At 57.0% G+C, this 26,807-nt stretch carries 18 protein-coding genes and 4 pseudogenes; 10 read left to right on the top strand and 12 right to left on the bottom strand.

Annotated features, from left to right (window positions below):
- Window positions 1-102: 102 nt before the first annotated feature.
- From TKWG_RS01775 to TKWG_RS01750, 6 genes are all read right to left on the bottom strand, one after another.
- Window positions 103-2,469, bottom strand: a complete 2,367-nt coding sequence (locus TKWG_RS01775) for an acyl-CoA dehydrogenase (protein WP_014749173.1) — start codon at window positions 2,467-2,469, stop codon at window positions 103-105.
- Window positions 2,470-3,378 carry an amidohydrolase family protein gene (locus tag TKWG_RS01770; protein WP_014749172.1) on the bottom strand — a complete coding sequence of 303 codons (909 nt, stop codon included), beginning with the start codon at window positions 3,376-3,378 and terminating at the stop codon, window positions 2,470-2,472.
- A complete protein-coding gene (locus tag TKWG_RS01765; RefSeq protein ID WP_014749171.1) occupies window positions 3,375-3,992 on the bottom strand; it encodes a carboxymuconolactone decarboxylase family protein in 618 nt (205 codons plus the stop codon). Before TKWG_RS01765 ends, TKWG_RS01770 begins: the two co-directional genes overlap by 4 nt.
- 54 nt (window positions 3,993-4,046) lie before the next feature.
- Window positions 4,047-4,679, bottom strand: coding sequence for a glutathione S-transferase family protein (locus TKWG_RS01760; protein WP_014749170.1), 633 nt, complete (start codon window positions 4,677-4,679; stop codon window positions 4,047-4,049).
- 52 nt (window positions 4,680-4,731) lie between these two features.
- A complete protein-coding gene (locus TKWG_RS01755) occupies window positions 4,732-5,355 on the bottom strand; it encodes a flavin reductase family protein (RefSeq protein ID WP_041708896.1) in 624 nt (207 codons plus the stop codon).
- A gap of 364 nt (window positions 5,356-5,719) precedes the next feature.
- Window positions 5,720-6,787 (bottom strand): MBL fold metallo-hydrolase, encoded by a 1,068-nt coding sequence (locus tag TKWG_RS01750; protein WP_014749168.1) that lies wholly within the window; start codon window positions 6,785-6,787, stop codon window positions 5,720-5,722.
- Between the two features lie 101 nt (window positions 6,788-6,888).
- Here TKWG_RS01750 and TKWG_RS01745 point away from each other — a divergent pair, with 101 nt between their 5' ends.
- The 6 genes and pseudogenes from TKWG_RS01745 (at window position 6,889) to TKWG_RS20950 (ending at window position 15,588) form a co-directional block, all read left to right on the top strand.
- Window positions 6,889-7,287, top strand: a complete 399-nt coding sequence (locus TKWG_RS01745) for a MerR family transcriptional regulator (RefSeq protein ID WP_014749167.1) — start codon at window positions 6,889-6,891, stop codon at window positions 7,285-7,287.
- Window positions 7,288-7,542: 255 nt separating this feature from the next.
- Window positions 7,543-8,720: pseudogene (locus TKWG_RS01740) on the top strand (isovaleryl-CoA dehydrogenase).
- Between the two features lie 51 nt (window positions 8,721-8,771).
- A pseudogene (aceK, locus tag TKWG_RS01735) lies at window positions 8,772-10,639 on the top strand (bifunctional isocitrate dehydrogenase kinase/phosphatase).
- Entirely contained in the window at window positions 10,636-11,817 is a 1,182-nt protein-coding gene (locus TKWG_RS01730) for an acetyl-CoA C-acyltransferase (protein ID WP_014749166.1), read from the top strand. Before aceK ends, TKWG_RS01730 begins: the two are co-directional and overlap by 4 nt.
- A gap of 117 nt (window positions 11,818-11,934) precedes the next feature.
- Entirely contained in the window at window positions 11,935-13,542 is a 1,608-nt protein-coding gene (locus TKWG_RS01725) for a carboxyl transferase domain-containing protein (protein WP_014749165.1), read from the top strand.
- Between the two features lie 14 nt (window positions 13,543-13,556).
- Window positions 13,557-15,588, top strand: a pseudogene (locus TKWG_RS20950) (acetyl/propionyl/methylcrotonyl-CoA carboxylase subunit alpha).
- 194 nt (window positions 15,589-15,782) lie between these two features.
- Here TKWG_RS20950 and TKWG_RS01705 read toward each other — a convergent pair.
- The 3 genes from TKWG_RS01705 to TKWG_RS23135 form a co-directional block, all read right to left on the bottom strand.
- The gene (locus TKWG_RS01705) at window positions 15,783-16,115 is read right to left on the bottom strand and encodes a hypothetical protein (protein ID WP_014749163.1); all 333 of its coding nucleotides are present in this window, start codon (window positions 16,113-16,115) and stop codon (window positions 15,783-15,785) included.
- An 84-nt stretch (window positions 16,116-16,199) separates the two neighbouring features.
- Window positions 16,200-17,390, bottom strand: a complete 1,191-nt coding sequence (locus tag TKWG_RS01700; RefSeq protein ID WP_014749162.1) for an acetylornithine transaminase — start codon at window positions 17,388-17,390, stop codon at window positions 16,200-16,202.
- Window positions 17,391-17,620: 230 nt separating this feature from the next.
- Complete coding sequence (locus TKWG_RS23135) at window positions 17,621-17,872, bottom strand: hypothetical protein (protein WP_148274452.1); 252 nt, start codon at window positions 17,870-17,872, stop codon at window positions 17,621-17,623.
- A gap of 108 nt (window positions 17,873-17,980) precedes the next feature.
- On the opposite strand from TKWG_RS23135, the pseudogene TKWG_RS01695 reads away from it, so the two are divergent.
- Both TKWG_RS01695 and gluQRS read left to right on the top strand, forming a co-directional pair.
- Window positions 17,981-18,438: pseudogene (locus tag TKWG_RS01695) on the top strand (DUF494 domain-containing protein).
- Window positions 18,439-18,563: 125 nt separating this feature from the next.
- Window positions 18,564-19,490 carry a tRNA glutamyl-Q(34) synthetase GluQRS gene (gene gluQRS / locus TKWG_RS01690; protein WP_050981694.1) on the top strand — a complete coding sequence of 309 codons (927 nt, stop codon included), beginning with the start codon at window positions 18,564-18,566 and terminating at the stop codon, window positions 19,488-19,490.
- A 239-nt stretch (window positions 19,491-19,729) separates the two neighbouring features.
- Here gluQRS and TKWG_RS25670 read toward each other — a convergent pair whose 3' ends face one another.
- From TKWG_RS25670 to TKWG_RS01675, 3 genes are read right to left on the bottom strand one after another with little or no spacing between them, the layout of a single operon-like run.
- The gene (locus tag TKWG_RS25670; RefSeq protein WP_014749160.1) at window positions 19,730-19,870 is read right to left on the bottom strand and encodes a GDYXXLXY domain-containing protein; all 141 of its coding nucleotides are present in this window, start codon (window positions 19,868-19,870) and stop codon (window positions 19,730-19,732) included.
- Entirely contained in the window at window positions 19,870-21,222 is a 1,353-nt protein-coding gene (locus TKWG_RS01680; RefSeq protein WP_148274451.1) for a GDYXXLXY domain-containing protein, read from the bottom strand. The genes TKWG_RS25670 and TKWG_RS01680 overlap by 1 nt, the downstream gene beginning before the upstream one ends.
- Window positions 21,223-21,227: 5 nt before the next feature.
- Window positions 21,228-22,520, bottom strand: coding sequence for a DUF2157 domain-containing protein (locus TKWG_RS01675; protein WP_238534366.1), 1,293 nt, complete (start codon window positions 22,518-22,520; stop codon window positions 21,228-21,230).
- Between the two features lie 160 nt (window positions 22,521-22,680).
- Here TKWG_RS01675 and TKWG_RS01670 point away from each other — a divergent pair, with 160 nt between their 5' ends.
- Together TKWG_RS01670 and hemN are read left to right on the top strand one after the other, a co-directional pair.
- On the top strand, window positions 22,681-25,404 hold the full coding sequence (locus tag TKWG_RS01670) for a DNA topoisomerase III (RefSeq protein ID WP_014749157.1): 2,724 nt from the start codon (window positions 22,681-22,683) through the stop codon (window positions 25,402-25,404).
- Between the two features lie 36 nt (window positions 25,405-25,440).
- On the top strand, window positions 25,441-26,802 hold the full coding sequence (hemN, locus tag TKWG_RS01665) for an oxygen-independent coproporphyrinogen III oxidase (RefSeq protein WP_014749156.1): 1,362 nt from the start codon (window positions 25,441-25,443) through the stop codon (window positions 26,800-26,802).
- The last annotated feature ends 5 nt before the right edge of the window (window positions 26,803-26,807 follow it).

The following is a 26,807-nucleotide window of genomic DNA, read 5'->3' as shown; positions in this document are numbered from 1 at the left end:
CGCGACGTCCTACGCATTCATGCCAAGTACACAAGCCTGTTTCGGCTCAAAGCAGCACGCACGGCAACGGTTTGACCCGCGCGCTGCCGGTCAGTCTCGTGGTCATGATGCTGGCAACGCCAGCACCACCTTGGCCAGGATGTTGCGCTGGATCTCGTTGGTGCCACTGAATATTTTTGCTGCTGCCGCGTTGTATAGCGGCATCTGCAAATCATCCACTGCCACAACCCGCTCGCCGGCCTCAGCAACTTGTCCCTGGCCGGTAATCACGAATGCAGCCGCACCGGCCGTGCCCGCCTGCTCTCCCGCCGCGTCCAGCAACAGCAGCGATGCCTTCTCATGCGTTTCTGTTGCCCATATTTTCAGTAGCGACACATTGGCCGGCAACGGTTCATTGCGCCGGACAATATCGGAAAACGCTGCATAGGCGGAAGACAGATCGGCAATATCCATGTGCAACTGGGCGTACTCGGCCATGAAGGCAGGATCCTCACTCAACCCGTTAGCATCAATGACCTTATCGATCATCGCCAGCGTATTCTGTGAATGTTTGGGATTGCCGCTAAACAGCCGCTCAAAGCCCAGCAGCGCCTTGGAAATTGTCCATCCCTGATTGAGTTCGCCCACCAGATTCTCTTTAGGCACTTTCACATCATCAAAGAAGATTTCGCAGTACTCTTCGTCTCCCGCAATGGTGCGTATCGGCCTGACCGTAATGCCCGGCGTTTTCAGATCCACCATCAGAAAGCTGATGCCAGCCTGCTTTTTGACGTCCTTGTCCGTACGGACCAGCATGAACATATGCGTGGCATCCTGGGCCAGCGTCGACCAGGTTTTCTGGCCATTGACCACGAAATGGTCGCCATCGGCCACCGCTTCGCAACGCAGCGATGCCAGATCGGAACCGGCATTGGGTTCTGAATAGCCCTGCGCCCACACATGCTCCCCCGATAAGATGGCGGGCAGATACTTTTGCTGTTGCTCGGGCGTACCATAGCGAATCAGAATCGGGCCCAGCATGACCAGCCCCTGATCGGGCGGGCGTCCTACGCCGTAGCGCTCCTGCTCTTCGATATAGGCAATCATTTTTTCCGCAGACAATGCCATGCCGCCGTATTGCTTGGGCCACGAAGGCGCGATCCACTTCTGGCGCGCCAGCTTGCGGTACCAGTCACCGATCTCGTGCCAGTGCAGGCGGCGGCTGCGATGCCGTAAATGCTCTGGATAGTGGGTCCGATAAAAAGCGCGCAGCATCTGCCGGAACTCGGCTTCAGGCATCGCGTCCCAATCGCCGTCGGTAGGAAACGATGTCCAGGTTTTTTCCGACACATCTGCGTGACCTGCAGTGTCAGTCGGCTGCTGTTGCAGCGTCTTCAGATAGCGCCTCAGGTGGGCGCGTCGGTTACCCAGTTCACTGGATAGCGCGATGGCTTTTTTAAGCATCAGCCCGACATCGGACTCATCAGAATACCCCATACCGCCATGCATTTGCACCGCCAGACGGGTAACCTGACCCGCAGCCTGTTCCGCACGGGCCTTGAGCCGGCTGGCCTGCATGGCCAGCGCAGCGGGCGCCTGCCCTGGCGTTGCAGTAATTTCCCACAGGGCAAATTCGAGCATCTGCAATTGAATATAACTGTCTACCATGCGATGTTGCAGGCTCTGAAATGACCCTATCGGCTTGCCAAATTGCACCCGCACCTTCAGGTATTCCAGGGTGGTATCAAAGGCGCGCCGGGCACAGCCCAGCAGTTGCGCCGAAAGCGCAATCCGGGCGTAGTCATTGGCTTTATCTACTGCAGCCAGCACCTGGGGCCCACGCGCAAGCACTTGTGCCTCATCAACATGGCATGCCTGCAATTGCAACGTGCCAAGGCTGCCGCTATCGACGCGCGGCAAATCGCTCATCTGTACGCCGTCGGCGCCCGCTTCAATCCACAACAGGACATCGTCATCCTGCACGCGTGCCAGGCTGAGCCAGCCGCTTGCGCCAGTGGCAGGCGACACATTAACAAAACTCCCTGACACAGCCTGCCCGTGGCCATCGACCGCAACGGCAGGACCCGAACACGCGCCGGTCTGACCCGCGGTCTGCTGCCACGCGGTGCCAACGATCAGGGATCCATCTGCAATACCAGCAAGCAGACGATCACGCAATGGGCCTGACTCCAGTAAATTGAGCAGTGTCACGCTCTGCACGGCAACGGCAACCAGGGGTTCTGCCGGTAACGCAGCGCCCAGTTCCTGGGCAATGGCGTTCATTTCACCCAGCCCCAGACCCAGCCCGCCCTGCTCCTCGGGAACCAGCACGGCCAGCCAGCCTGCTTCGGCCATTTGCTGCCAGAACGCAAGGTCCAGCGTGGGCGACTGTAATACCCGCGCGCGAATGCGCTCGGCATGGTTTGTACGTGACAGAAGATCCCGGGCACTATCCCGGAAAGCGTCAATTTGTTCCTTGTCCAGCGCCATTTACTTTCCTGCTCCTTCAGCAAATGCATAGAGTTCCGATGGGTTTTTTACCCATACCTGCTGGCGAGTCGCGTCGTTGCCGAACCACTCCCAAGCCAGGTCAATCAGTCGGCCCACATCCGGAGCACGCTCGCCCATCCGCACATACGGCCAGTCTGAGCCCCATAGCACGCGGTTTACATTGGCCTCAAGCAGGGCGTCGTGAAAAGGCCGCACATCGGCGTAGTCGGGCGCCTGGGTCGAAACCCGACACACCGACAGCTTGATCCACAAACGTTTCTCGCGCAGCAACCTGCAGATTAGCTGGAACAGCGGGTCCTGCACGCCCCGGGCCAGCACAACACTGGCCATATGATCAATGACCACAGGCAGGCCCAGATCAGTCACGCGCTCCAGCCATGGCTCGTAACGATCATAAGGGCCCCACATCTGCACGTGCATGCCGGCTGCGCGCATGGCGGGCGCCAGCGTCTCGATACTGTCAAACCCCACGCTTCCCGGAAACAGATTGCCTTGCGGATCACGCGCTTCAATAAAGCGCAGGCCGCAAATGCCGGCAGCGCGCCATTGCATCAACTGTTGTTCATCGGTACCCGGGGCCGCCACGCCAATGCCTCGCAATTGCTCAGGCCGACGTGCAATCGCGTCAATAATGGCCGATACATCGGTGCCGTAAGGCGCCGGCTGAACCAGCACCCCACGTTGCACGCCAACGGAATCGAGCATGTTCAGATAACGCGCTGCGGGCGCATCCGGCGGTGCGTAGGTCGAACGCAGGTGCAAGGGAAAATCGGTATAGGGACCAAAGACATGGCAATGCGTATCACAACTGCCATCGGGCAATGTCACCGCAGGCGCCGTTGGCATGCGCGGCATTTCCACGCTATCGGGAATATAGTTTTCAGTCACGCCGGGATATCCTCCAGACAAATGGGCGCCAGCGTGCTCAGGGCCTGTACGCCGTCACGCTGCGCAGGCACCAGCGGCGCGGGCGCGCCATCGGGCAGCGGGATTTCGTGGGCATTGAGCGTCATGGATACCATGGTGTAATAGCCCACCACGGCGGTCAACTCGACTACACCGGTCACATCAAACCAGGCGCGGATGCGCTCATAGACAGCAGGTGCAACGGTGCCATGCGCCAGCAACTGCCGCGCAAACTCATAAACGGCGGCATCCTGCGGCTCGGTAAAACCCGGTGCCTCGCAGCGCTTGATTTCATCTGCAATTGCCTGCGGCAGACCGGCTGACAGCGCAGCCTGCTCGTGGATGTACCACTCGATCTGACTGTTCCAGTAGCGCGCTGTTACCAGAATCGCCAATTCGTTCAACCGTGGCGGCAGGCTGGTGCCAAAGCGCAGCATTTCGCCCAGCTTCTGCCAGCGCTGGGCCAGCTCCGGATTGTGCAGTACGGCGCGCAATGGCCCAACCAGCCGGCCACGCGGGCCGCTCACGATGTCGTCATAAACGGCACGCTGGGCTTCGTTCATGGTCTCTACAGTGGGAAAAGGGATACGACTCATAAATATTCCTGGATTTGTTGCGGTGATATTTTTTGAAAACAAAAGGCAAGCGCGCTATCGTTCAGGCGTCTCCGCCGGCTCGGTGGCGACAACGGAAGGACGGCGCACGAACACCTCGGCATGCCAGCGCGCCAGATCGGGCGCACGCTGGCGCCAGTTCAGGTCGGCAAACCGGTAGTCAAGATAGGAAAGCGCGCAGCCAATCGTGACGGCCCCCATATCAAACCCGCTTTGCTCAAGCTCGCCTACGTTGTCCTGCAGAAAATTAAGCGTTGCTTCGGTTTTGAGCGCAAACGCGCTTAGCCAGGCAGGCGTCTGTTTCTCTTCAGTCTTATTGCGTTCCTGGCGAAACAGCAACAGGGCATCCATGAAACCATCACCCAATGCCTGCTGCCTTAACACGCGCACACGCCGTTGCGGGTCTTCAGGAAACAGCGCCAGGCCTCGATCTGCGGCACGCCAGGCCAGATACTCGCAAATGACGCGAGAATCAAACAGACTGTAGCCATCGTCCAGCACCAGCGTGGGCAGTTTGATCAAGGGGTTATCAGGCAGCAATGTCAGATTCGGTTCGGCCATGGCAACCGGTGTGCGAACCAGCTCAACGGCGTCGGCCTGGCCGGTTTCGTGAAGAACGATCATTACTTTGCGCACGAATGGCGAGCGGGGTGACCAATGCAGTTTCATCATGTCTCTTAAGAGTTAAGTGGCAGTTTTTCGGGGTCCTGCAGTTGACTGATCAGGCCACGGATTTTTTGTAGGGAATACGGGCCAGCTGGAAGGCATCCCGGGTGTGCGAATACCAGCCGGCGCCATGCATGCGCCCGACCAGGTCCAGCTTGTTGCCGTCGATATAGCATTTATCCGCGTCAATAACCGCAGCGTCATCCACATGCAGGCCTTCAACCCGGGCAAGCAAAATAATGCGCTTGCTATCGACATCAATTTCCTTCCACAGTCGACATTCCAGCGCCACGGGGCTGCCGGCAATTCGACCTGGCTTGACCTTTTCCGAAGGCAGCGTTGCCAATCCTGCTTCCTGCAGTTCGTCAACGTGAAAGGGATATTCGGTGGCGGTAATATTCATGGCGTCCATCAGCGAAGCAGGCACCAGGTTGATAACAAATTCGCCGGTGCGTTCAATATTGCGCAGGCTGTCTTTCTTTTCGTCGCCATGATGACCGATACCAAGCGCCACGACAGGCGGATCGCCAGACAACACATTGAAAAAGGAAAACGGCGCAGCATTGTAGGCGCCATCCTCGGCCTGTGTAACTACCCAGGCGATGGGACGCGGCAGCACCACGCTACCCATCAGTTTGTAGGTGTTTTTTCCTTCCAGGGCCTGCATATCGAAATACATATTTGTCTCCGTGTGTGCCAAAGTCATGGGCTTAGCCAACACCAGGGTCACATTGATAAATGTCGCAAGTATGAATGCGTCATGACGAATGCGTAATGGCAAATGAAACAAAAGGCGAAAAAGCCATACTTATGACCTTTTAAATATAACATCAATCCTGTGCCTGAACAAGCGTCAAGGCAGCAGGAAAGACTTAAAGCAGAAAAACGTGTTGACAATCCGCTACCGACGGGGCGGTCGTGCAGCGGGGGCGGGACCGTCGGCTCGCGTTGTGGAATGGATAAAAACCAGACACGCGCGACCGTACTATCCACCCGATACATTGGCCGGGCACCGCACCCGACCGGCAGCAGCAGCCGAAAAACTAAGCCGCAGCAGAGAACCTCAGCACACCCTGGTCATCTTCGCTGCGAGTCAGCTTGCCTTCGTGATAAAGCGTATGCAGATGGGCCAGGGCCTCACCCATGGCAAATGTCATCTGATGCAGATCCAGCTTGCGCTTGAACATCAGCGGCACCACGTCGGATGCCGACATCGGCTTGTCACGGCACCATTGCAGCACTTCACTCAGGCGTTCGGCATGATGAGCCTGCTGCTGGCTCAGTCGTTCGTGCAGCCCCTTGAAGGGACGACCATGAGAAGGCAGCACCAGGGTATCTTCAGCCAGCGGCTGGTAGCTGTCCAGCGATTGCAGATACAGTTTCAAAGGATCGGCGTCGGGCTCATGATCGAAGACACTAACGTTGGTCGAGATGCGCGGCAACACCATGTCGCCGGAGATCAGCACCCTGAGTTCCGGACAGGACAGGCTGATGTGTTCCGGCGCATGGCCGTAGCCGGCAATAAATTCCCACACGCGGCCACCAATGCGCAGGCGCTCCCCGCCCAGCATCCGCACAAAACGCCGCGGCATTCCTTCCACCAGTGAAGGGTAATAGCTGGCGCGCTGGCGGAGCTGCTCCTGCGCATCCGCATCAATCAGGCCATGCCGCGCAAAATGCGCCACCGCCACATCACCGCCGGTACCTGCGCCGCCAGCCGGTCGAGACGACCAGAGCGATGCCACGTAAAAATCAGTCATGCTCATATGCAGGGGTGCATTCCAGCGCTCACACATCCATGCTGCCAGACCCGTATGATCAGGGTGCATATGGGTCACGATCAGGCGCAGGACAGGCAAACCTTCCAGCGCATTTTCAAAAATGGTTTCCCACAAGGCCTTGACTTCCGGCTTGGCAATACCGGTATCCACGACCGTCCAGCCCTGGCGACCATCCACTTCATCGCGGAGCAACCATAAATTAATATGATCCAATGCAAACGGCAGGGGCATGCGAATCCATTTAACGCCGGGGGCAACTTCCCTGGCCTGCCCCGGTTGTGGCAGCTCATCGCCGAAGGGATAATCCAGTCTTGCTTCAAGTTCGTTCATGCGTACCGCTCCTCATTGACATTTGGTTTTAATTCATAGATCATAGTTTACGTTAACGTAAACATGCAAGCCCGAATCCCCTTCCGGACTGCTTTGCCTCCATGAACCCACGCACCTGGTCTATTTCCGAACTCGCGGAAGAATTCAATATCACGCCGCGAACGCTTCGTTTCTACGAAGATCACCGCATTGTCAATCCCATCCGGGATGGACAAAAGCGTATCTATACCCATCGGGACCGGACACGCCTGAAGCTGGCCTTGCGTGGCAAACGGCTGGGATTGCAACTGTCCGAAATCTGCTCGCTTATCGGCATGTACGAGGGCCCGGGCAGTACACAGCCGCAATTGCAAAGCTATCTGACGATCCTTACCCGCCACAAACAGCAATTGATGCAGCAAAAGCAGGACCTGGACCAGACCCTGGCTGAAATTGACGAACAGGAAAAAAACTGCCTGCAACTGCTGAGCCAAGTGAACGCCGCCACGGCGTCCAAGTGAGAGGGCAAAGTCCCCGCTTACGGGTTTATCCTGATCTGCCTTTTATTGACGTTTACGTAAACGTAATGATATATTGAGCACTTATCCCGGACAGGTGCAATACCCGTGAACAGTGGGCCATTTCCACACTGGCGATTACCCTTGTTTGCGTATTTTGGTCATCAAGCCGTGATCCGGTTCACGTACACTTATATCTGTCAGTGCGGCCTCATTCAACTGGCCCTGCTTACACACCACAACGACGGAGACTTTTTCATGACGCTTCCCGGTTTGAATTTTGATCTGGGCCAGGATCTGGATATGTTGCGCGATGCCGTAGCCGATTTTGCCAAGGCAGAAATCGCCCCACGTGCAGCCCAGCTGGATCGCGACGACCAATTCCCCATGGACCTGTGGAAAAAATTCGGTGATCTGGGCGTCCTTGGCATGACGGTAAGCGAAGAATATGGCGGCGCCAACCTTGGCTATCTGGCCATATGATCGTCATGGAAGAACTCTCGCGTGCCAGCGCCTCGGTAGCCCTGTCCTACGGCGCTCACTCCAATCTGTGCGTCAATCAGTTGCATCGCAACGGCACCGAAGCACAAAAGCAAAAATACCTGCCCAAACTTATCAGCGGCGAGCATATCGGCGCACTGGCCATGAGCGAACCGGGCGCCGGCTCCGATGTGGTCAGCATGAAACTGCGTGCAGAGAAAAAAGGCGACCACTACGTGCTCAACGGAACCAAAATGTGGATCACCAACGGCCCGGATGCCGATACCCTGGTGGTATATGCCAAAACCGACCCACAGGCCAATGCCAAAGGCATCACTGCCTTTATCATTGAAAAAGGCTTCAAGGGATTTTCCGTGGCCCAGAAACTGGACAAACTGGGCATGCGCGGCAGCCATACCGGCGAACTGGTTTTTGAAAACTGCGAAGTGCCCGAAGAGAACATCCTCGGGCAGCTCAACGGTGGCGTCAAAGTGCTCATGAGCGGCCTGGACTATGAACGCGCCGTGCTGGCCGGCGGACCGCTGGGCATCATGCAGGCCGTGATGGACACCACCGTTCCTTACGTACATGACCGAAAGCAGTTTGGCCAGTCTATCGGCGAGTTCCAATTAATTCAGGGAAAAATGGCCGATTTGTACACGACGCTGCAGGCCAGCCGGGCCTTTTGCTACACCGTCGGCAAGCACCTGGATCGCTTGGGCGCCGGCCACGTGCGCGAAGTGCGCAAAGATTGCGCCGCCGTGATCCTGTATTGCGCAGAAAAAGCCACCTGGATGGCTGGCGAAGGCATCCAGATCCTGGGCGGCAACGGTTACATCAACGAGTACCCCACGGGACGCCTGTGGCGCGATGCCAAGCTGTACGAGATCGGCGCCGGCACCAGTGAAATCCGCCGCATGCTGATCGGGCGTGAGCTGTTTAACGAAACACGCTAGTCATCTGGCCTGGTCAGCGAACCAGGCCACTAGCTGCAAGACAAAAGACACATGACTATGCCGCTCACCGCAGATCATCAGCAAGTCCGACAAGTCGAGCCGCCCGTGCCGGAACCTTCTGCGCTGGCCGCAGAAATTCTGGCCGGCTTTAACCGGCATTATTCGCTGTTCCGTTTTGTCGCGCAACGGGCCAAAGCGCTGTTTGAATCACATGATTGGCATGGCATGCAGCGGGTCAACCGTGAGCGGATAGACTACTACGACACGCGGGTGCGCGAGTGCACACGGCAGATCACCCAGTTGCTGGACAAGACCCGCATGGCCATGCAGGATCCGAAGCTGGGCGGCGCTTTTACCAAAGAACAAAGCCAGTACTGGCAGGATATCAAGCAAGCCTTTACGCAACTGCTGCTTGAGCATAGCCAGCCCGAGTGTGCAGAAACCTTCTTCAATTCGGTCTGCAGCCGGATCATGCATCGCGACTATTTCCACAACGACTTTTTGTTTGTGCGTCCTGCCGTTGCTACCGACTATATTGATGCCCAGGGCAGTTCCTATCGCGTTTACTACCCGCATACCCATGGCATCGTATCCACAGTCATAGACATGGTGGCCGATTTCGGACTGGCCCTGCCTTACTATGATCTGCCTGCTGACGCCCATCTGCTGGCCCGCCGCGCCGTGGGCGTGCTGCGCAAAGAGATCATCAAAACCGGCGGCTCGCGCATTGCGCCCGACTGCCAGATTCATGTGCTGCGCAGTCTGTTTTTCCGTAACAAGGGCGCCTATATCATTGGTCGCTTCATCAACAACGGACAGCTCTATCCGTTTGCCATTCCCCTGCTGCATACACCGGCGCACGAGCTGCGGTTGCATGCATTACTGCACACGCGCGCCGATATCAGCACACTGTTCAGTTTTACCCGTGCCTATTTTCTGGTAGACATGGAAACCCCCTCCTCTTACGTTTCGTTCCTGCACACACTGATGCCGGCCAAACCCAAGGCGGAACTGTATACGGCTATCGGGCTGCAGAAACAGGGCAAGACCCTGTTCTACCGCGATTTCCTGCATCATCTCACGCACTCGACCGATACCTTCGACATTGCCCCAGGGATCGAAGGGATGGTGATGACCGTATTTACACTGGGTTCCTATCCCTATGTGTTCAAACTCATCCGCGACAAGATCCGCAAGGACGGGATGGTGCACAAGACCGTTAGACAGAAATACCAGATGGTCAAGCTGCACGATCGGGTCGGGCGTATGGCAGATACCTGGGAGTATTCGCAAGTGGCTCTGCCGCTGCACCGGTTTTCCGACGCCTTGCTCAAAGAGCTGCGCACCGAAGTGCCCAGCCTGATCGAAGAGACAGAAAACGCCATCGTCTTTCGGCATGTTTATATCGAACGCCGCATGACGCCGCTGAACCTGTATCTGAACCGGGCCAGCGATGCAGCACTTGAAGACGCCGTCAAAGGCTACGGGGATGCCATCGCCGAGCTGGCCGCGGCCAATATTTTTGCCGGCGATATGCTTTACAAGAATTTCGGTGTTACCCGTCTGGGCCGCGTCGTGTTTTATGACTATGACGAAATACAGCCTGTCACTGATATGGTTTTCCGAAAGATCCCGCCGGCGCCCAATGAAGAAGCCGAGATGTCCGACGAGCCTGGTACGCCGTTCACGCCAATGACGTCTTTCCCGAGGAATTCGAACGATTCCTGCTGGGAGACCCACGCGTGCGGCGTGCATTCCTGAAACACCACGCCCAGCTGCTGGATTACCAATGGTGGCAGCACCGGCAGAACCGGGTCGCGTCCGGTAAAATTGAAGATATCTTTCCCTACCCCGCCGAGCGCTGTCTGCATCGTGCAGACGTGCCGCGGCAACATAATTCATTAAAGGAATCGACATGAATGATCCTATCGTAATCGTTTCTGCTGCCCGCACCCCCATGGGCGCCATGATGGGCAGCCTTTCCGGGCTGGCCGCACATGAACTGGGCGCCACCGCCATCCGCGCCGCCGTAGAACGCGCAGGCATCAAGGCCGACGATGTCCAGGAAGTGATCATGGGCAACGTCCTGCAGGCCGGACAGGGTCAGGCCCCGGCCCGCCAGGCAGCGCTGGGCGGCGGATTACCAAGAAGCGTAGCATGCACCACCATTCATAAAGTATGCGGATCAGGCCTGAAAGCAGCCATGCTGGCGCATGACCTGTCGCTGGCCGGCAGTGCCGAGGTCGTCGTGGCCGGTGGCCAGGAAAGCATGAGCAACGCCCCGTATCTGCTACTCAAAGGCCGCCAGGGCTATCGCTATGGTCACTCTACTGTCTATGATCATATGGCGCTGGACGGGCTGGAAGACGCCTATGAGCGCGGCACCGCCATGGGGGTCTTTGCTGAAAAATGTGCCGATAAATACACCTTCAGCCGCCAGGATCAGGACGCGTTTTCCATCGAGTCGCTCAAGCGCGCCAATGCCGCCATTGCCGATGGCAGCTTCGAATGGGAAATTGCACCCGTGACCGTCAGCGGCCGCGGCGGCGACACGATTGTCAGTACCGATGAGTCGCCCGGCAAGGCCAAGCCCGAAAAAATTCCTTCCCTCAAACCTGCATTCAAAAAAGACGGCTCGGTCACGGCGGCAAACTCGTCCTCCATTTCCGATGGCGCGGCAGCACTGGTCATCATGCGCGAATCTACCGCCAAAAAACTGGGGGCAACGCCGATCGCACGGATTGTGGGCCATTCCCAGCACTCTCATGAACCAGAGTGGTTTACCACTGCGCCGGTCAGTGCCATCAAAAAACTGCTGGACAAACTGTCATGGAGCAAAGACGAGGTTGATCTTTACGAAATCAACGAAGCCTTCGCTGTGGTAACCATGGCTGCCATGAAAGAGCTGGAACTGGATCACGCCAAGGTCAATATCCACGGCGGCGCCACTGCACTGGGCCATCCTATCGGCGCATCGGGCGCACGGATTCTGACCACGTTGCTTGGTGCCCTGCGCAAGACCAAAGGAAAACGCGGTGTGGCCTCTTTGTGCATCGGCGGCGGAGAAGCGGTGGCACTGGCCGTCGAAATGATCTGACCTTATGGCTGATCCGTGCCGGGCGGCAGGCTGTCCGGCGCGGCTTACACCAAACCATCCACCCTGTTGCTCGCGCCGGTAGGCACGCAGCTGCCGGCTACTTGCATGGAAATGTTTATGCCCGTTATCACCTCAAAAATCAATGCCCGTTCCGCCGGCTTTCTGGAAAACGCACAGGCAATGCAGCAACAGATTGATGATCTGAAGCAGCACCTGGAAAAAACCGCGCTAGGTGGCGGCGAAAACGCCCGCGCCAAGCATGTCGCACGCGGCAAACTGCTGCCACGCGACCGTGTCGAGCGCCTGCTGGATCCCGGTTCGCCTTTTCTGGAACTCTCGCCCATGGCAGCTCACGGTATGTATGAGGGCGACGCACCCGGCGCCGGCGTCATTACCGGCATTGGTCGGGTCAATGGCGTCGAGTGCGTTATCGTGTGCAACGATGCCACGGTCAAGGGTGGCACGTACTACCCCATGACGGTCAAGAAACATTTGCGGGCCCAGGAAATCGCCCAGCAGAATCGCCTGCCCTGCATTTATCTGGTGGATTCGGGCGGCGCCAACCTGCCGCGCCAGGACATGGTGTTCCCGGACCGTGATCATTTCGGACGCATTTTTTATAACCAGGCAGTCATGTCCTCCATGGGCATCGCGCAAATAGCCGTTGTCATGGGCTCGTGCACTGCCGGCGGCGCCTATGTGCCTGCCATGAGCGATGAATCGATCATCGTCAAAAACCAGGGCACCATCTTTCTGGGTGGCCCGCCGTTGGTAAAAGCAGCAACGGGCGAGGTCGTGACGGCCGAAGATCTGGGTGGCGGTGACGTACATACGCGCCTGTCGGGCGTTGTTGATCATCTGGCCAACAGCGACCTGCATGCCCTGCAACTGGCACGCGACACAGTGGCGCGCTTAAATATCAAGAAGAACATCCCCCTTAAACTGCAAGCGGTGCGCGAACCCCTTTACGACCCTGCGGAACTGAACGGCATCATTCCGGCCGATACCCGCAAGCCTTACGACGTGCGCGAAGTGATTGCGCGCATTGTCGACGGCTCCGAATTTGACGAATTCAAGGCGCGCTTTGGCACCACGCTGATTACCGGCTTTGCCCATTTGCATGGCATGCCGGTCGGCATCATTGCCAACAACGGCATCCTGTTTTCCGAAGCGGCGCAAAAAGGCGCACACTTTATCGAACTATGCTGCCAGCGCAAGATCCCGCTGATCTTTTTGCAGAACATTACCGGTTTCATGGTGGGTCGCAAATACGAAAACGAAGGCATTGCGCGTCATGGCGCCAAGATGGTTACTGCCGTGTCTACCGCCTCAGTACCCAAGATCACCGTTCTTATCGGCGGCTCTTTCGGTGCCGGCAACTACGGCATGTGCGGCCGCGCCTTCAATCCGCGTATGCTCTTCATGTGGCCCAATGCCCGTATTTCGGTAATGGGTGGCGAGCAGGCAGCCAGCGTGCTGTCTACAATCCGCCGCGATGGCATCGAAGCCAAGGGCGGCAGCTGGTCTGCCGACGAAGAAGAACTCTTCAAGGCCCCGATTCGCGATCAATATGAGCGCGAAGGGCATCCTTACTATGCCACTGCACGCCTGTGGGACGACGGCATCATCCAGCCGGCCGACACCCGCCGGGTATTGGCGCTAAGCCTGTCCGCAGCCCTGAACGCCCCGATAGAAGACACCCGTTTCGGCGTGTTCCGTATCTGACCGGAGACAAGATCATGTTTCATACCATCCTGATTGCCAATCGCGGCGAAATCGCCTGCCGTGTGGCCGCCACCGCCCGTCGCATGGGCATTCGTACTGTCGCGGTCTACTCCGATGCCGATGCCAACGCCGCCCACATCCATGCCTGCGATGAATCGGTTCATATCGGCGCCGCCGAGCCTCGCGCCAGTTATCTGCTGGGCGATGTGATCCTGAACGCAGCCAAGGCTACGGGGGCCCAGGCGATCCACCCCGGTTACGGTTTTCTGTCTGAAAACGAAGCCTTTGCCCAGGCCTGCGGGCAGGCCGGCGTCACCTTTATCGGCCCACCCGCCTCTGCCATTGCCGCCATGGGCAGCAAGTCTGCCGCCAAATCCCTGATGGAACAGGCCGGCGTTCCACTGGTGCCGGGTTATCATGGCAAAGACCAGGACCCGACCCTTTTGCATCAGGAAGCTGATCGCATCGGCTATCCGGTATTGATCAAGGCCAGTGCCGGCGGTGGCGGTAAAGGCATGCGCGTAGTCAATAGTTCAGAAGAGTTTATCGCCGCCCTGGCTTCATGCAAGCGTGAAGCGATCAGCAGCTTTGGCGACGATATGGTTCTGATCGAACGCTATCTGACCAAGCCGCGCCATATCGAGATCCAGGTATTTGCGGACAGCCAAGCAACGCCGTATACCTGTTCGAGCGTGACTGCTCGGTTCAGCGTCGTCACCAGAAAGTGATTGAAGAGGCCCCGGCGCCGGGCATGACCGCGGAACGCCGCAAGCAAATGGGTGAGGCGGCAGTCGCTGCTGCCAAGGCCGTAGGCTATGTGGGCGCCGGCACGGTCGAGTTCATCGCAGAGCCCGACGGTCGCTTCTACTTCATGGAAATGAATACCCGCCTGCAGGTGGAGCATCCGGTCACCGAAATGATTACCGGGCTGGATCTGGTCGAGTGGCAATTGCGTGTCGCCGCTGGCCAGCCCCTGCCCTTGACGCAAGCGCAACTGACCATGAAAGGTCATGCCATTGAAGCGCGGATTTACGCGGAGAATCCAGACAACGGCTTTCTGCCGTCCATCGGCACGCTCAGCCATCTTCGCCTGCCCGAGCATGTCAGCTTTTGCAACGGCACGGTTCGCGTCGATGGTGGCGTAGGCCAGGGTGATACCATCTCGCCCTATTACGATCCCATGATCGCCAAGCTCATTGTCTGGGGTGAAAATCGGGAACAGGCCATTGCGCGCATGCATACGGCGCTGGCGCAAACCCATGTTGTTGGCGTGCGCACCAATCTGGCGTTTCTGGGCCGGCTCATGGGAAACACAGCGTTTGCCACCGCCGACCTGGATACGGGATTGATCGAAAAAAATCGCGAACAATTGCTGCCCGAGCATACCGAAGCCACGTTGCCTGCTCTGGCCTGCGTGGCGGCTACCTGGATTAGTGCCCAGGCCAAACCGGCCACAACAGCAACCAGGGCGATCACAGCATCGACCCATGGGACAGCACCGACGGCTGGCGCCTGTCGGGCTCTTACCAACAGACCCTGCAACTGCAGGATGGCGATATCGCGCACACGCTGCACATGCAGCGTGTTGATGGCCAGTGGCAACTGGTGCATCAGGGACGCAGCTATCCCCTGTCATGGTCGGCCCAGGCCGATGGCGCCAGCTGGCACACCCAGGTCAATTTGGATGGCCGTAATTATCGCGGCACCGTCGTACGCGAAGGAGAACAGGCCTGGCTGTTTGGCACTGGACAAACCGGTGGCACCCGTATTTTTGGTCTGCCGGATCTACTGCGCCACGCCGCCGACGAGAGCGCCGACCATGGCGGCAACCTGACGGCTCCGATGCCAGGCAAAATCATTTCGCTATCGGTCAAGGCCGGCGATACCGTTAAAAAAGGCGATGCATTAATGGTCATGGAGGCCATGAAAATGGAGCATGCGATTACCGCTCCCACATCGGGTATTGTCGAAGAAGTGTTCTTTGCCGTTGGCGATCAGGTCACAGATGGCGCAGAACTGATCAGGATTGAAGAGGCTGACGCCTGAGTCTTCTCATCCGCTTTGACTGAAAGAGGCGGAGCATAAACAGACCATGGTAGCGTCAAGAGCGGAGCCCATTGGCAGCGATTGAAATACCGAGACAGTGTCTCGGTATTTTCTGCAAGTCACTCATCTGGCCGGCTCCCGGACAACGCCTGGGACATATCAGAACCTGATATGCGATAAAAAATCCGCCTGTTTTACTGCTTGCCTTCGTCCAGATGAATATTGCCACCTTCATTGGCCCAGTCAGCATCACGCTGCTGTTCAATATCGTCTGACAGCGTATCGAGCAGCTCAGCAATTTCGTCCTGATAGGTTTCAATCATATCGTCCGGCAAGCCCAATGACTCCTGGGCTTCCAGAAAACTTTCGGCACAGATATTCAGCGAATTGCGCACGGCCTTTTTATCGCTCACATTCGCCAGCAAGGCATACACCGCATGCTGCAGTGCCGCCTGCTGCGCCATGCATTGATTCAAGTTATCCGACAGCTCGATAACCAGCTCTTTGAGTTCCATCTCGTTCTGCATGTCTGCTCCTTGTCATCCGTTGGGAGAAACCGGATGGATTCGACACCCGGTTCGCTCATTGCCCTGTCGGCAGACAGGGATCGATCAGGCTCTGACCTGGGCAATGACCTCGTCCAGCCACGCCAGCATCAGCTTGAGTTCGTCTTCAGTCATATTCAATGCGGTCATAAAGCGCAGCAGATTCGGCCGCGGCGCATTCAGCAGCATGCCTTCCGGGCCGCGCTCACGCGCTGCATCTACAATCGCCGATCCGTCGTCCTTGTCCAGAATCAATGCGCGCAACATACCCATGCCACGCTCGCCTTTCATGCCCCATTTTTCTGACAGCGCCAGCAGACCTTGCGATAACTGCTCGGAGCGGACCTGAACACTTTGCATAAATCCAGGTGCGGTCAGCGTATCGAACACCGCAATGCCGCCAGCTGTGATCAATGGGTTGCCATTGTAGGTTCCGCCCTGATCACCATGTTCAAAGCACGACACTTCTTCACGAGCCAGCATGGCGGCCAGCGGAATGCCGCCGCCGATGCCTTTGCCCAGCGACATGATGTCGGGCTCAATACCATAGGCCTGATAGGCAAACAGTTCGCCGCAACGGCCCATGCCGGTCTGCACTTCGTCCACGATCAGCAGCATATTGTTCTCGCGGGTCAGTTCGCGCAGTGCTTTCATGAACGCCATTTCCGCAGGAATAACACCGCCTTCGCCCTGCACCGGCTCCAGCATGATGGCGACGGTATTGTCGTCAATCAGCGCCTTGACCGATTCCAGGTTATTCATTTGCGCCTTGGGAAAGCCATCGACCTGCGGCGCAAATTTCGTGTCCCAACCGGCCTTGCCCGAGGCAGACATGGTGGCCAGTGTCCGGCCATGGAAACTGTGGTCAAAGGTAATAATCTTGTAGGCACCTTTTTTGTTTTTCTGGCCCCACTTGCGCGCCAGCTTGATCACGCCTTCGTTGGCCTCTGCGCCACTATTGGTAAAAAACACGCGATCGAAACACGATGCATCAATCAGCCGCTTGGCCAGCGCCACGGACGGTTCATTGAAAAACGCAGGTGACGGGTTGATCAGTTTTCCGGCCTGGTCGTTGAGCGCCTTAACCAGTTGCGGCGGACAATGCCCCAGGCAATTGACCGCCCAGCCCTGAATGCAATCCAGATATCGCTTGCCGGTGTCGTCCGTCAGCCAGGAACCCTCGCCACTGACGAAATACAAAGGCGGGCGGGCGGTAATTTCCATTAGCGACTGGGCATCGGCAGAACTGAATGACATGGCATTTCCTTATAAATGCAAACAGGGACGAAGTAAGTTTTCATTGTATTCAAATTCCCCTTCGCTGTCCGGTCTGCATGATAAATAGGCATTTACGCAGGCCGGTTGCCGTGATCTTTTGATCGGCCAAAAGTGCGCTCCTGCCGCCCATCGCTGGACCGCGCCACGTTTTCACTCCCGGTTTGTACGCCTGTGCTGGTCTGCGACCTCAGTACGGCCAAATTAACGCTTTATCCACGCTTTTTTTGCTCTTTTTTTGCGCTTGTTGCTGCCGCATTTATGTAAATCGAAATCGATTGAAACAGGATGCGCTGCGGCCAGACAACGGTCTTGTCATCGAAAAGTCTTTTGGAATCATGACCCTGTAAGCCATTGTGATATTTTTTTATGACGAGATCCAATAAACCGTTGCCTGCCCACTCAAAAACCCGTACAGTATAATCATTAAGCCTGCGTAACGGCTGACGGGTGTAGCCTGTCACATAGCACCATTTATCTACGCTTTCAGCTTAATTAAAGAATTTTGAAGGCAGGATGGTGTCATTTGACTGAAGGCTATCATTGAATAAACCTTTTGGGGAAAACGCATTATGTATGATGTCCTGGTTTATCTCTTCGAGAATTATTACACTCCAGAATCCTGCCCTTCCGCAGACGTCCTGACCAAAAGGCTCATGGCCGCAGGCTTCGAGCACGATGACATTGACGATGCGATCGGCTGGCTTTTCGGCCTGGCCGAATCCACTGAAAAATGCGTGGAACTGACCAGCATGTCAGACTCCAGCACACGCTTTTACACTCCGGGTGAACAACAGCACCTGGGCGTCGCAGCCTCGGGTTCCTGAGTTTTCTGGAGTATAGCGGAGCGGTTGCACCACCGCTGCGTGAAATCATCATTGATCGAGCCATGGCAGCGCCGGAAGCCCCCCTGTCCTTGCAGCACATCAAAATCATCACGCTGATGGTGTTGTGGAGCCAGGAAGCGGAAATTGATCACCTGATCCTGGAAGAACTGGTGACCGACGACGAAGAAAAACTGTTTCACTAATCCGGTGATCTGACGGCGTGATGGCGCCATGTGTCGCATAAAGCCGGCATAAGGCAAACACGCCGTCATCCCCTGCACGAGCATAAGCGCTTTTGCAGTCAGGCCGGTTGCTGCTCCTGCCCATTCTGTCTACTTCTGTCCCGCTGATTTTGTCCAACCCGTCTTACACCACCGGCGCCCCCTATACGGGGCGTTTTGCGCCCAGCCCTAGCGGTCCCCTTCACGACGGGTCGCTTGTCGCCGCCATGGCCAGCTTTCTGGACGCCCGCGCCCATCATGGCCGCTGGCTGTTGCGCATCGAAGACATCGACACGCCACGGGTAGCGCCGGGCGCAGACCGGATTATCCTGTCGCAATTGCAACAACTGGGAATGCGCTGGGACGGCGACATTATCTGGCAGTCACAGCGGCTATCGCGCTATGCCAACATATACGAGCAACTTGAAGAACAAGGCCTGATTTACGGATGCGCCTGTACACGCCAGGAAATTGCCAGCAATGCCTTGCAGGCCGGGCTGCTGGGCGAGGATGGCGAACGCCCCTACGCCGGCACCTGTCGGGCCGGCATTGCCGCTGGCCGCTCGCCCCGCGCCTGGCGCGTGAGAATGCCTGATAAGGCTTACTCCTTTACCGATAGGTGGGTGGGGGAGCGAACCCAAAACGTTGCTCAGGCCGTTGGCGATATGATCGTCAAGCGCGCCGATGGCCTGTTCGCCTATCAACTGGTAGTGGTGGTGGACGATCACGATCAGCAGGTGACAGATATTGTGCGCGGTCAGGACCTGCTTTCTTCGACAGCCAGGCAGCATCAGTTGGCCCACATGCTGGGTTTTACGCCGCCGCGCATGATGCATGTCCCGCTGGTGCTGGACGGCGATGGCAGAAAGCTCTCAAAACAGAATCACGCACAGGCCATTGATGTACACAACCCGCTCAAGAGCCTGCAGCGTGCATGGGCAGCGCTGGGTTTTGATGTCCTGCCCGTCACCACGGTGAGCGACTTCTGGAACGCAGCCGTGGCCGCATGGCGCCAACGATTTAATATAAGCTGACATCCGATTGGTCGCTGCTTTTAACCGTGATTTGTAGCGGTTATTTGTGCCCGCCATTTTGGCGTGGTTATGCTTATCTGTTATTATTTTTACCGCTATTATTGCCGCTATTATTGCCGTTATACAGCGACCGCCAACGCCCGAACACACGCAGTAAAAGGCGCAACGCGACGCCCCTTCCAACAGGCAAGCCCTTGCTGGATGTCACCGCGCCCTTGTCGAATACCGATGCTCAAGCCCTATAGCCGATTTTGTTTTTCATCCAGCAACCCGGTTAACAATGCCACGCCATCCTGATTGACACGGAATTCCCCGTAGCGGGCACGAGCAAAGTGTTCACCCTGCCCTTCGGGGAAAAAATAGGCATCAGTCACAAACATTACCCGCTCATCCAACGTCCTGCGATAGCGCACCACCACATTGCCTGGCTGGCTGGTGACATCATTTGCGGCAACGTGCGGGTAAAGTGATAGACACCCTGTGCATCGGGTTTCAGTTCCACATACCGATGTGAATAATCGGCAAACACGTCACCATCGTCACCGCCCTGTGACGCAAAATTCAATGTCATATAGTCGCCCTGCATCAAAGAGCGTGGGTCCACCGGACGCAATGCAACCACAAAACGCGTTCCGTCGCGGATGATGGCTTCTTTTTGCATGATGTCCACGTTGGCCGCTGCCAGCACGGCAAGCAGCCCGGCCACGATGCTCGCGAACACCGGTATCCGCAGCCACCCACGGCCCGACCCGGCCTCTGGTACAGACAAGGCGTTACCATTCGCAAAGCGGCGGTCATCGGGCCGGGCAGGCATATCGGAGCGTGAATCCAATGCGCCCTCATGATTGGCAGCCTGCGTGCCATTAGCCGTAACGGGACGCGTGCGGTACCACAGCAGCGCGGTCACCAGCAAAACGGCGCCCTGAGCGGTCAGAAAGTACGCTTTATCCAGCAGAAGAAAATGCAACTGAAAATAAAACTGCGCCAGAAAAACGACAATACTGACCACGCCAACAACCAGCATGCTGCGATAATGTAGCTCGTAGCCCAGTAAGCACAACAGCAGGCCCAGCTGCACCCCCGGCAGGTCGCCCCACAATACGCCTAGCACCAGCAGGACCAGTAATACAACGGTCTGATCCGCCCCGAAAACGCGCCGCCGTCTGGCCGACAGCCATGCGACGCCCACGGGCAGCAGGGCAAACACTAAATTGCATAGATAAACCATCGGAAACCGGGTAGGCAGGTGCCATTTACTCAGCACCATGGCCAGCATGTTCTGCCCCTGCTGCACGCTCTGATGATCGCTGTAAGACACCCCCGACATATGAATCACATAGGCGCCAAGCGGAACGCACAGCAGCGCCCAGGCGAGTGTTTTGTAACGACGCAGCCAGACCGCCGGCAACCCCATCAGAATCACGGTAGCCAGCACAATATAAACAGGCGCCAGCTCATTCAAAAAAGAAACCCATTCTGCGTCACGGTGATAGCCGGACAAACCGGTATCTGCGCGATCGAGTGCAAGACCCGGACTGTATTGCGGCCATAGAATCGCAAACAGGACCAGCGCTGCCACCGCACACATAAACTGAAACCACGGTATGTGATACATATGGTACAGAATTAGCAAGCCGACGATCAGACCCAGTATCGGCAAAGAGCGATCTGCATAGTCTATATAGGTCCCGCTGAAAACCTCAAATGCCAGCAACAGCAAGCCGACCAGCATCAGCGTCACGCCGCTGGCACGCCCTTTGCCGTCCGGGACAAAGTATGCCAGCAGCCCGGCAACCAGTGCCGCGCCGCGGCCATTGCCAGTGGTATATCCAGGACCACAATAAGGGCCAGGCCCAGTAAAAATATAAAACTGAATGAAAAGAGGAACAACATCGGCGAACTTCGCGACGGCGTGGCTGCGGATTCGGTCGCTACCACTGCTGAGGACTGGACCGGGGTCGGGGTTGCCACTGTGCCTGAGGCATGCTCAGTTGCAAGTATGCCTGTCGCACTGCCCGAAGAAACGGCGGGACCCGCCACGGGGGACTGCGATTGATACACTTTCCTGAGCCAGGACACACAGCCGAGCATCCCGCCCAGCGCCACCACAAAAGCCAGCGCCACGCTCAGCTCCATCGACTCGGCGAACAGCCAGCTCGCAATGAGCACGTAGGTCCCGGCATACAGGACTGTAAATACGGCCAGTTGCGACAGTATGAAAAAATCGGGCCTGACACGGCGATAAAGATAAAACCCGCCGGCGACAACCGCCCCCACCAGCACTGCCTGCAGTAACATGGCCTGGTTGGACTCATCATCAAAGAGTGACTCCAGGGATGCGGCCAGCGTACAAAACAAGGCGACCAATATGATAAGTGCCAGCAGCCTGGGAACCACCCGATAGGGATCGCTATAGTGATTGCGCAAACGCTCGGCACCCGCCAGCAGGCCCGCATTGACGCCTGCCACCACCCATGCATAACCCATTGGCGTGTAACGCTGCGGGCTGATCAACACCTGCGTACCCAGCAGCAATATGATGGCGGTATTGAGCACAACCAGCCATAGCACGATGACGAACCAGCTGCGGGCAACCAGCAGCCAGGGAACCGTCAGCAAGGCCCACCAGCCAAACAGCGTCCAGGGATCGGCCCCGGTCTGATAGGTTTGCCCCAGAAGCGCAAACAGCCCGCCGGTAACGACACACGCGAGAAACAATGCGCCGGCAAAAGCCGGCACGCCCTGGCTGCTTGCGTTCACAAGGGCGTGGGCGCCTGCAGCATACCCGGACCTGCGCCGCTCCCGCCAGGCCAGCACCAGGGCAATGGCCACTACGGCAAGCAGCAACGCCTGAACACCGGCAATACGCTCGAACTTGTCAAGACCATCCCAGTTTGCCGCGATCCAGGTCACAATGCCGCTGGCCAGCAAGCCAACACCCAGCACCCGCAATCCCATATTGAAAAAGCGACGCCACCGGACAAGTTGGTCATGCCCGGATTGTGCAGAATGAGCCGTCGGAGCTTGCATCAATTGAATTACCTCTCGTATTATCCGCGGTTGGGCTGCCGGGAAAGTGCCGGCCACCAGAAACAGCACGGCAAGCGATTATAGCTGTGTGGAAAATAGCCGTGTAGTACACTCGGTGAAAAATAACACATCCGCTTGCGGTTCATAACTTCGGAAAACCATGACGAAAACCCTGATTATCGCTGAGAAACCTTCAGTTGCACTCGATATCTCCCGTGCCTTGGGCGGCATGCATCGTGAAGGCGACTACTTTGAGAACGACCAGTATGTCCTGTCGTCCAGCGTAGGGCACTTGCTAACCCTGACCAATCCCGACGATGTTGTCCGCGGCAAATGGTCCTTCAATCATCTGCCGGCCATCCCGGCCAAAGCGTTCGACCTCAAACCGTCGGACAAAAAAGCCACCGATCGGCTTAAAATGCTGGTGCGCCTGCTCAAACGCAAGGATGTCACCGCCATTATCAATGCATGCGACGCCGGGCGCGAGGGAGAATTGATCTTCCGCTACATAATCCAGTATGCGGGCGTCAATAAACCCATCAAACGGCTGTGGCTGCAGTCCATGACACGCAACGCCATTATCGAGGCCTTTGACAACCTGCGCGACGACAGCGTAATGAAACCGCTGGAAGCGGCAGCGCGTTCGCGTGCGGAAGCCGACTGGCTGATCGGCATCAACGGCACGCGCGCCATGACTGCCTTCAACAGCAAGGACGGGGGGTTTTTCAAAACGCCTATCGGCCGGGTCCAGACCCCGACCCTGGCGATTGTTTTCGAACGTGAAGAAAAAATCCGCCAGTTCAAATCACGCGACTACTGGGAAGTGCATGCCACCTTCGTAGCCGCTGGCGGTCTGTATGAAGGCAAGTGGTTCGATCCGGCCTTCAAAAAGGATGAACACGACCCCGAGAAAAAGGACAACCGCCTGTGGTCGGCCGCCAGTGCGCAATCGGTGGTTGTTGCGTGCCGCCATAAAGACGGCACCGTTACCGAAGAATCCAAGCCCTCGACCTCCATGTCGCCGGGCCTGTTTGACCTGACCTCCCTGCAACGCGAAGCCAACTCCCGTTTCGGCTTTACCGCCAAAACCACGCTGGCGTTGGCGCAAAGCCTGTACGAACGCCACAAGGCGCTGACTTACCCGCGTACTGACTCGCGCTACCTGCCCGAGGACTATCAAAGTACGGTCAAACAGACCTTTGAGGCCATCGTAGGCGCCGACTCGCTGCTGGCACGCCGCAATGCGCCCTTTGCAAAGAAAATCCTGCAAAACAGCTGGGTCCGGCCCAACAAGCGCATTTTTGACAACAAAAAGATCTCCGATCACTTTGCCATTATCCCTACCTTGCAGGTTCCCAAGGAGCTGAGCGAAGCCGAAGCCAAGATCTACGACCTGGTCAGCAAACGCTTCATGGCCGTGTTCTTCCCACCCGCGGAATTCCGGGTCACCACGCGCATCACGATTGTGGCCAGCCATCACTTCAAAACCGAAGGCAAAGTGCTGATCAAGCCGGGCTGGCTGGAAATTTACGGGCGCGAGAACCAGGAAAGCGATGCCACGCTGGTTCCCGTGGCTGAAAATGAAAACGTCAAAACCGAAGATATCGCCGCCAAGGAGCTGGCAACCCGTCCACCCGCCCGCTATACAGAGGCGACGTTGCTGTCGGCCATGGAAGGGGCCGGCAAACTGGTGGACGACGATGAACTGCGCGAAGCCATGTCCGAACGCGGTCTGGGTACGCCAGCCACCCGCGCCACCATTATTGAAGGACTGCTTAACGAACAGTACCTGCGCCGCGAAGGGCGCGAACTGATTCCCACGGCCAAGGCCCGCCAGCTTATGACGCTGCTGGTCGGACTGAACGTGCGCGAGCTGACCTCACCCGAATTGACGGGCGAATGGGAACACAAGCTCAAGCAAATGGAACAGGGCCAGCTGGACCGCGAAGCGTTCATGCGCGAAATTGCGCAAAGCACGCAAATTATCGTCAAGCGGGCCAAGGAATACGAGCAGGACACCGTGCCCGGCGACTATGCCACGCTCACAACGCCGTGCCCGGCCTGCGGTAGCGTCGTCAAGGAAAACTACCGCCGCTACGCCTGCACCAACTGCGATTTTTCCATTACCAAGCATCCCGGTGGCCGTACCTTTGAAATTCCCGAAGTGGAAGAACTGTTGCAGAACAAAACCCTGGGCCCGCTCAGCGGTTTCATCAGTAAAATGGGACGGCCCTTTTCCGCTATTTTGCGCATTACGCCGGAAAACAAGCTGGAATTCGATTTTGGCCAGTCTGACGACGACAACAGCGAACCGCTGGACGTGTCCCAGCTGACACCCGTCGGCCATTGCCCCAAATGCAGTGGCAACGTCTACGACACCGGCATGAGCTACGTCTGCGAAAATTCGGTCAGTGAAAAGAAAACCTGCGACTTCAAGTCCGGTCGCGTGATCCTGCAACAGGAGATCAATCACGAGCAGATGGGCAAATTGCTCAGCCAGGGTAAAACCGACCTGCTGGACGGATTTGTGTCCAATCGTACCAACCGTAAGTTCAAAGCCTACCTTGCCATGTCGAAAGCAGGTAAAATAGAGTTTGAATTTGAGCCCCGCCCTGCCAAAACGGCAAAAGCGGCGTCTAAATCGGCTGCCAAAGCCGCCAGCAAGACTGCGGCCAAAAGCGCCGCTACCGCGGCAGAGGCCGACAGCGGCAAAGTGGTCAAAAAAGCAGCCAAGAAAACTGCCCGCAAGACCGCAAGCAAAACTGCCACCAAGAAAACAGCTGTCAAGAAAGCCACTGCAAAGAAAGTCGCGAGCAAAAGCGCGACAGCCCGCAAGCAGACTGCCAAAACCGCCGACCCGGACGACACCGAGCCCGCATTTTAAGCGACCCCCGCCTCACCCCGGGGGCGCATGTACAGAATGAACACACTTATTCAGAAATACAACATCCCCGGTCCACGCTATACCAGCTACCCCACCGTTCCGTACTGGGACGAAAGCAGTTTCGATAGCGACGCCTATCTGCAGACCGTCAGGCGCAGCTTTACGGAGTCCAATGCCCAGGAAGGCATCAGTTTGTATATTCACCTGCCGTTCTGTGAGGTGCTCTGTACGTTCTGCGCCTGTCACAAGCGCATTACAAAAAAACACAGTGTCGAAGAGCCCTATGTCGAGGCGGTCCTCAAAGAATGGGCCATGTACCGCAAATTGCTCGGCGACAAACCGGTCATCAGGGAAATTCACCTGGGTGGCGGCACGCCAACGTTTTTTAGCAGCGCCAACCTGCAGCGCCTGCTGACCGGTATTCTGGACGACGCCATCGTCCATGAGCACCATGAGTTCAGCTTCGAAGGCCATCCCAACAATACCCGTAAGGAACACCTGCAGACCCTGTACGATCTGGGCTTTCGCAGGGTCAGCTACGGCGTGCAGGACTATGACCCCATGGTCCAAAAGGCCATCCACCGCATCCAGCCCTATGAAAACGTGCTCAATGCAACCGACGCAGCGCGCGCAATTGGCTACACCAGTGTCAGTCACGACCTGATCTTCGGCCTGCCGTTCCAGAGTTGGGCGGCCATGGAATCGACCATCAAGAAAACCATCGCGCTCAAACCCGATCGCCTGGCCTTCTACTCCTACGCCCACGTGCCCTGGATCAAGGGCAACGGACAGCGCGGCTTCGACGAAAACGATCTGCCGTCCGGCGAAGAAAAACGCGCCCTGTACGAAAATGGCAAGCGGCTGCTAGAAGAGCTGGGCTACGTGGAAATTGGCATGGACCACTTTTCCCTGCCATCCGATTCACTGTATCAGGCCATGCTCAAAAAAGACCTGCATCGCAATTTCATGGGCTACACGTCCTCGTCAACCCAACTGATGATCGGCCTGGGCGTGTCTGCCATCAGCGACACCTGGTACGCCTTTGCGCAAAACGAAAAAGTCCTGGAAGATTATTATGCCCGCGTCGAAAGCGGTGTATTGCCGCTGTTCCGTGGTCATTTGCTGGACCAGGAGGATCTGGTCATCCGCCGCCATATTCTGAACCTGATGTGCCAACTGCAGACCAGCTGGGCCGATCCGGCCATGCAATTTCCCGAGCTGCCCGAGGTGCTGGAACGGCTGGAGGAAATGCAAAGCGACGGCCTGATCCGCATTGGCACCGACCGCATTGATATTACCGAGGCGGGGCGCACCTTTGCCCGTAATATCTGTATGGCATTCGATCTGCGCATGCTGCGCAAGCAGCCGAATGCACGGATTTTTTCGATGACGGTATAAAGGCA

Origin of the sequence: Advenella kashmirensis WT001 (genome assembly GCF_000219915.2) — a bacterium.
GTDB lineage: Bacteria > Pseudomonadota > Gammaproteobacteria > Burkholderiales > Burkholderiaceae_B > Advenella > Advenella kashmirensis.
This window is presented reverse-complemented; position numbering and strand designations above follow the sequence as displayed.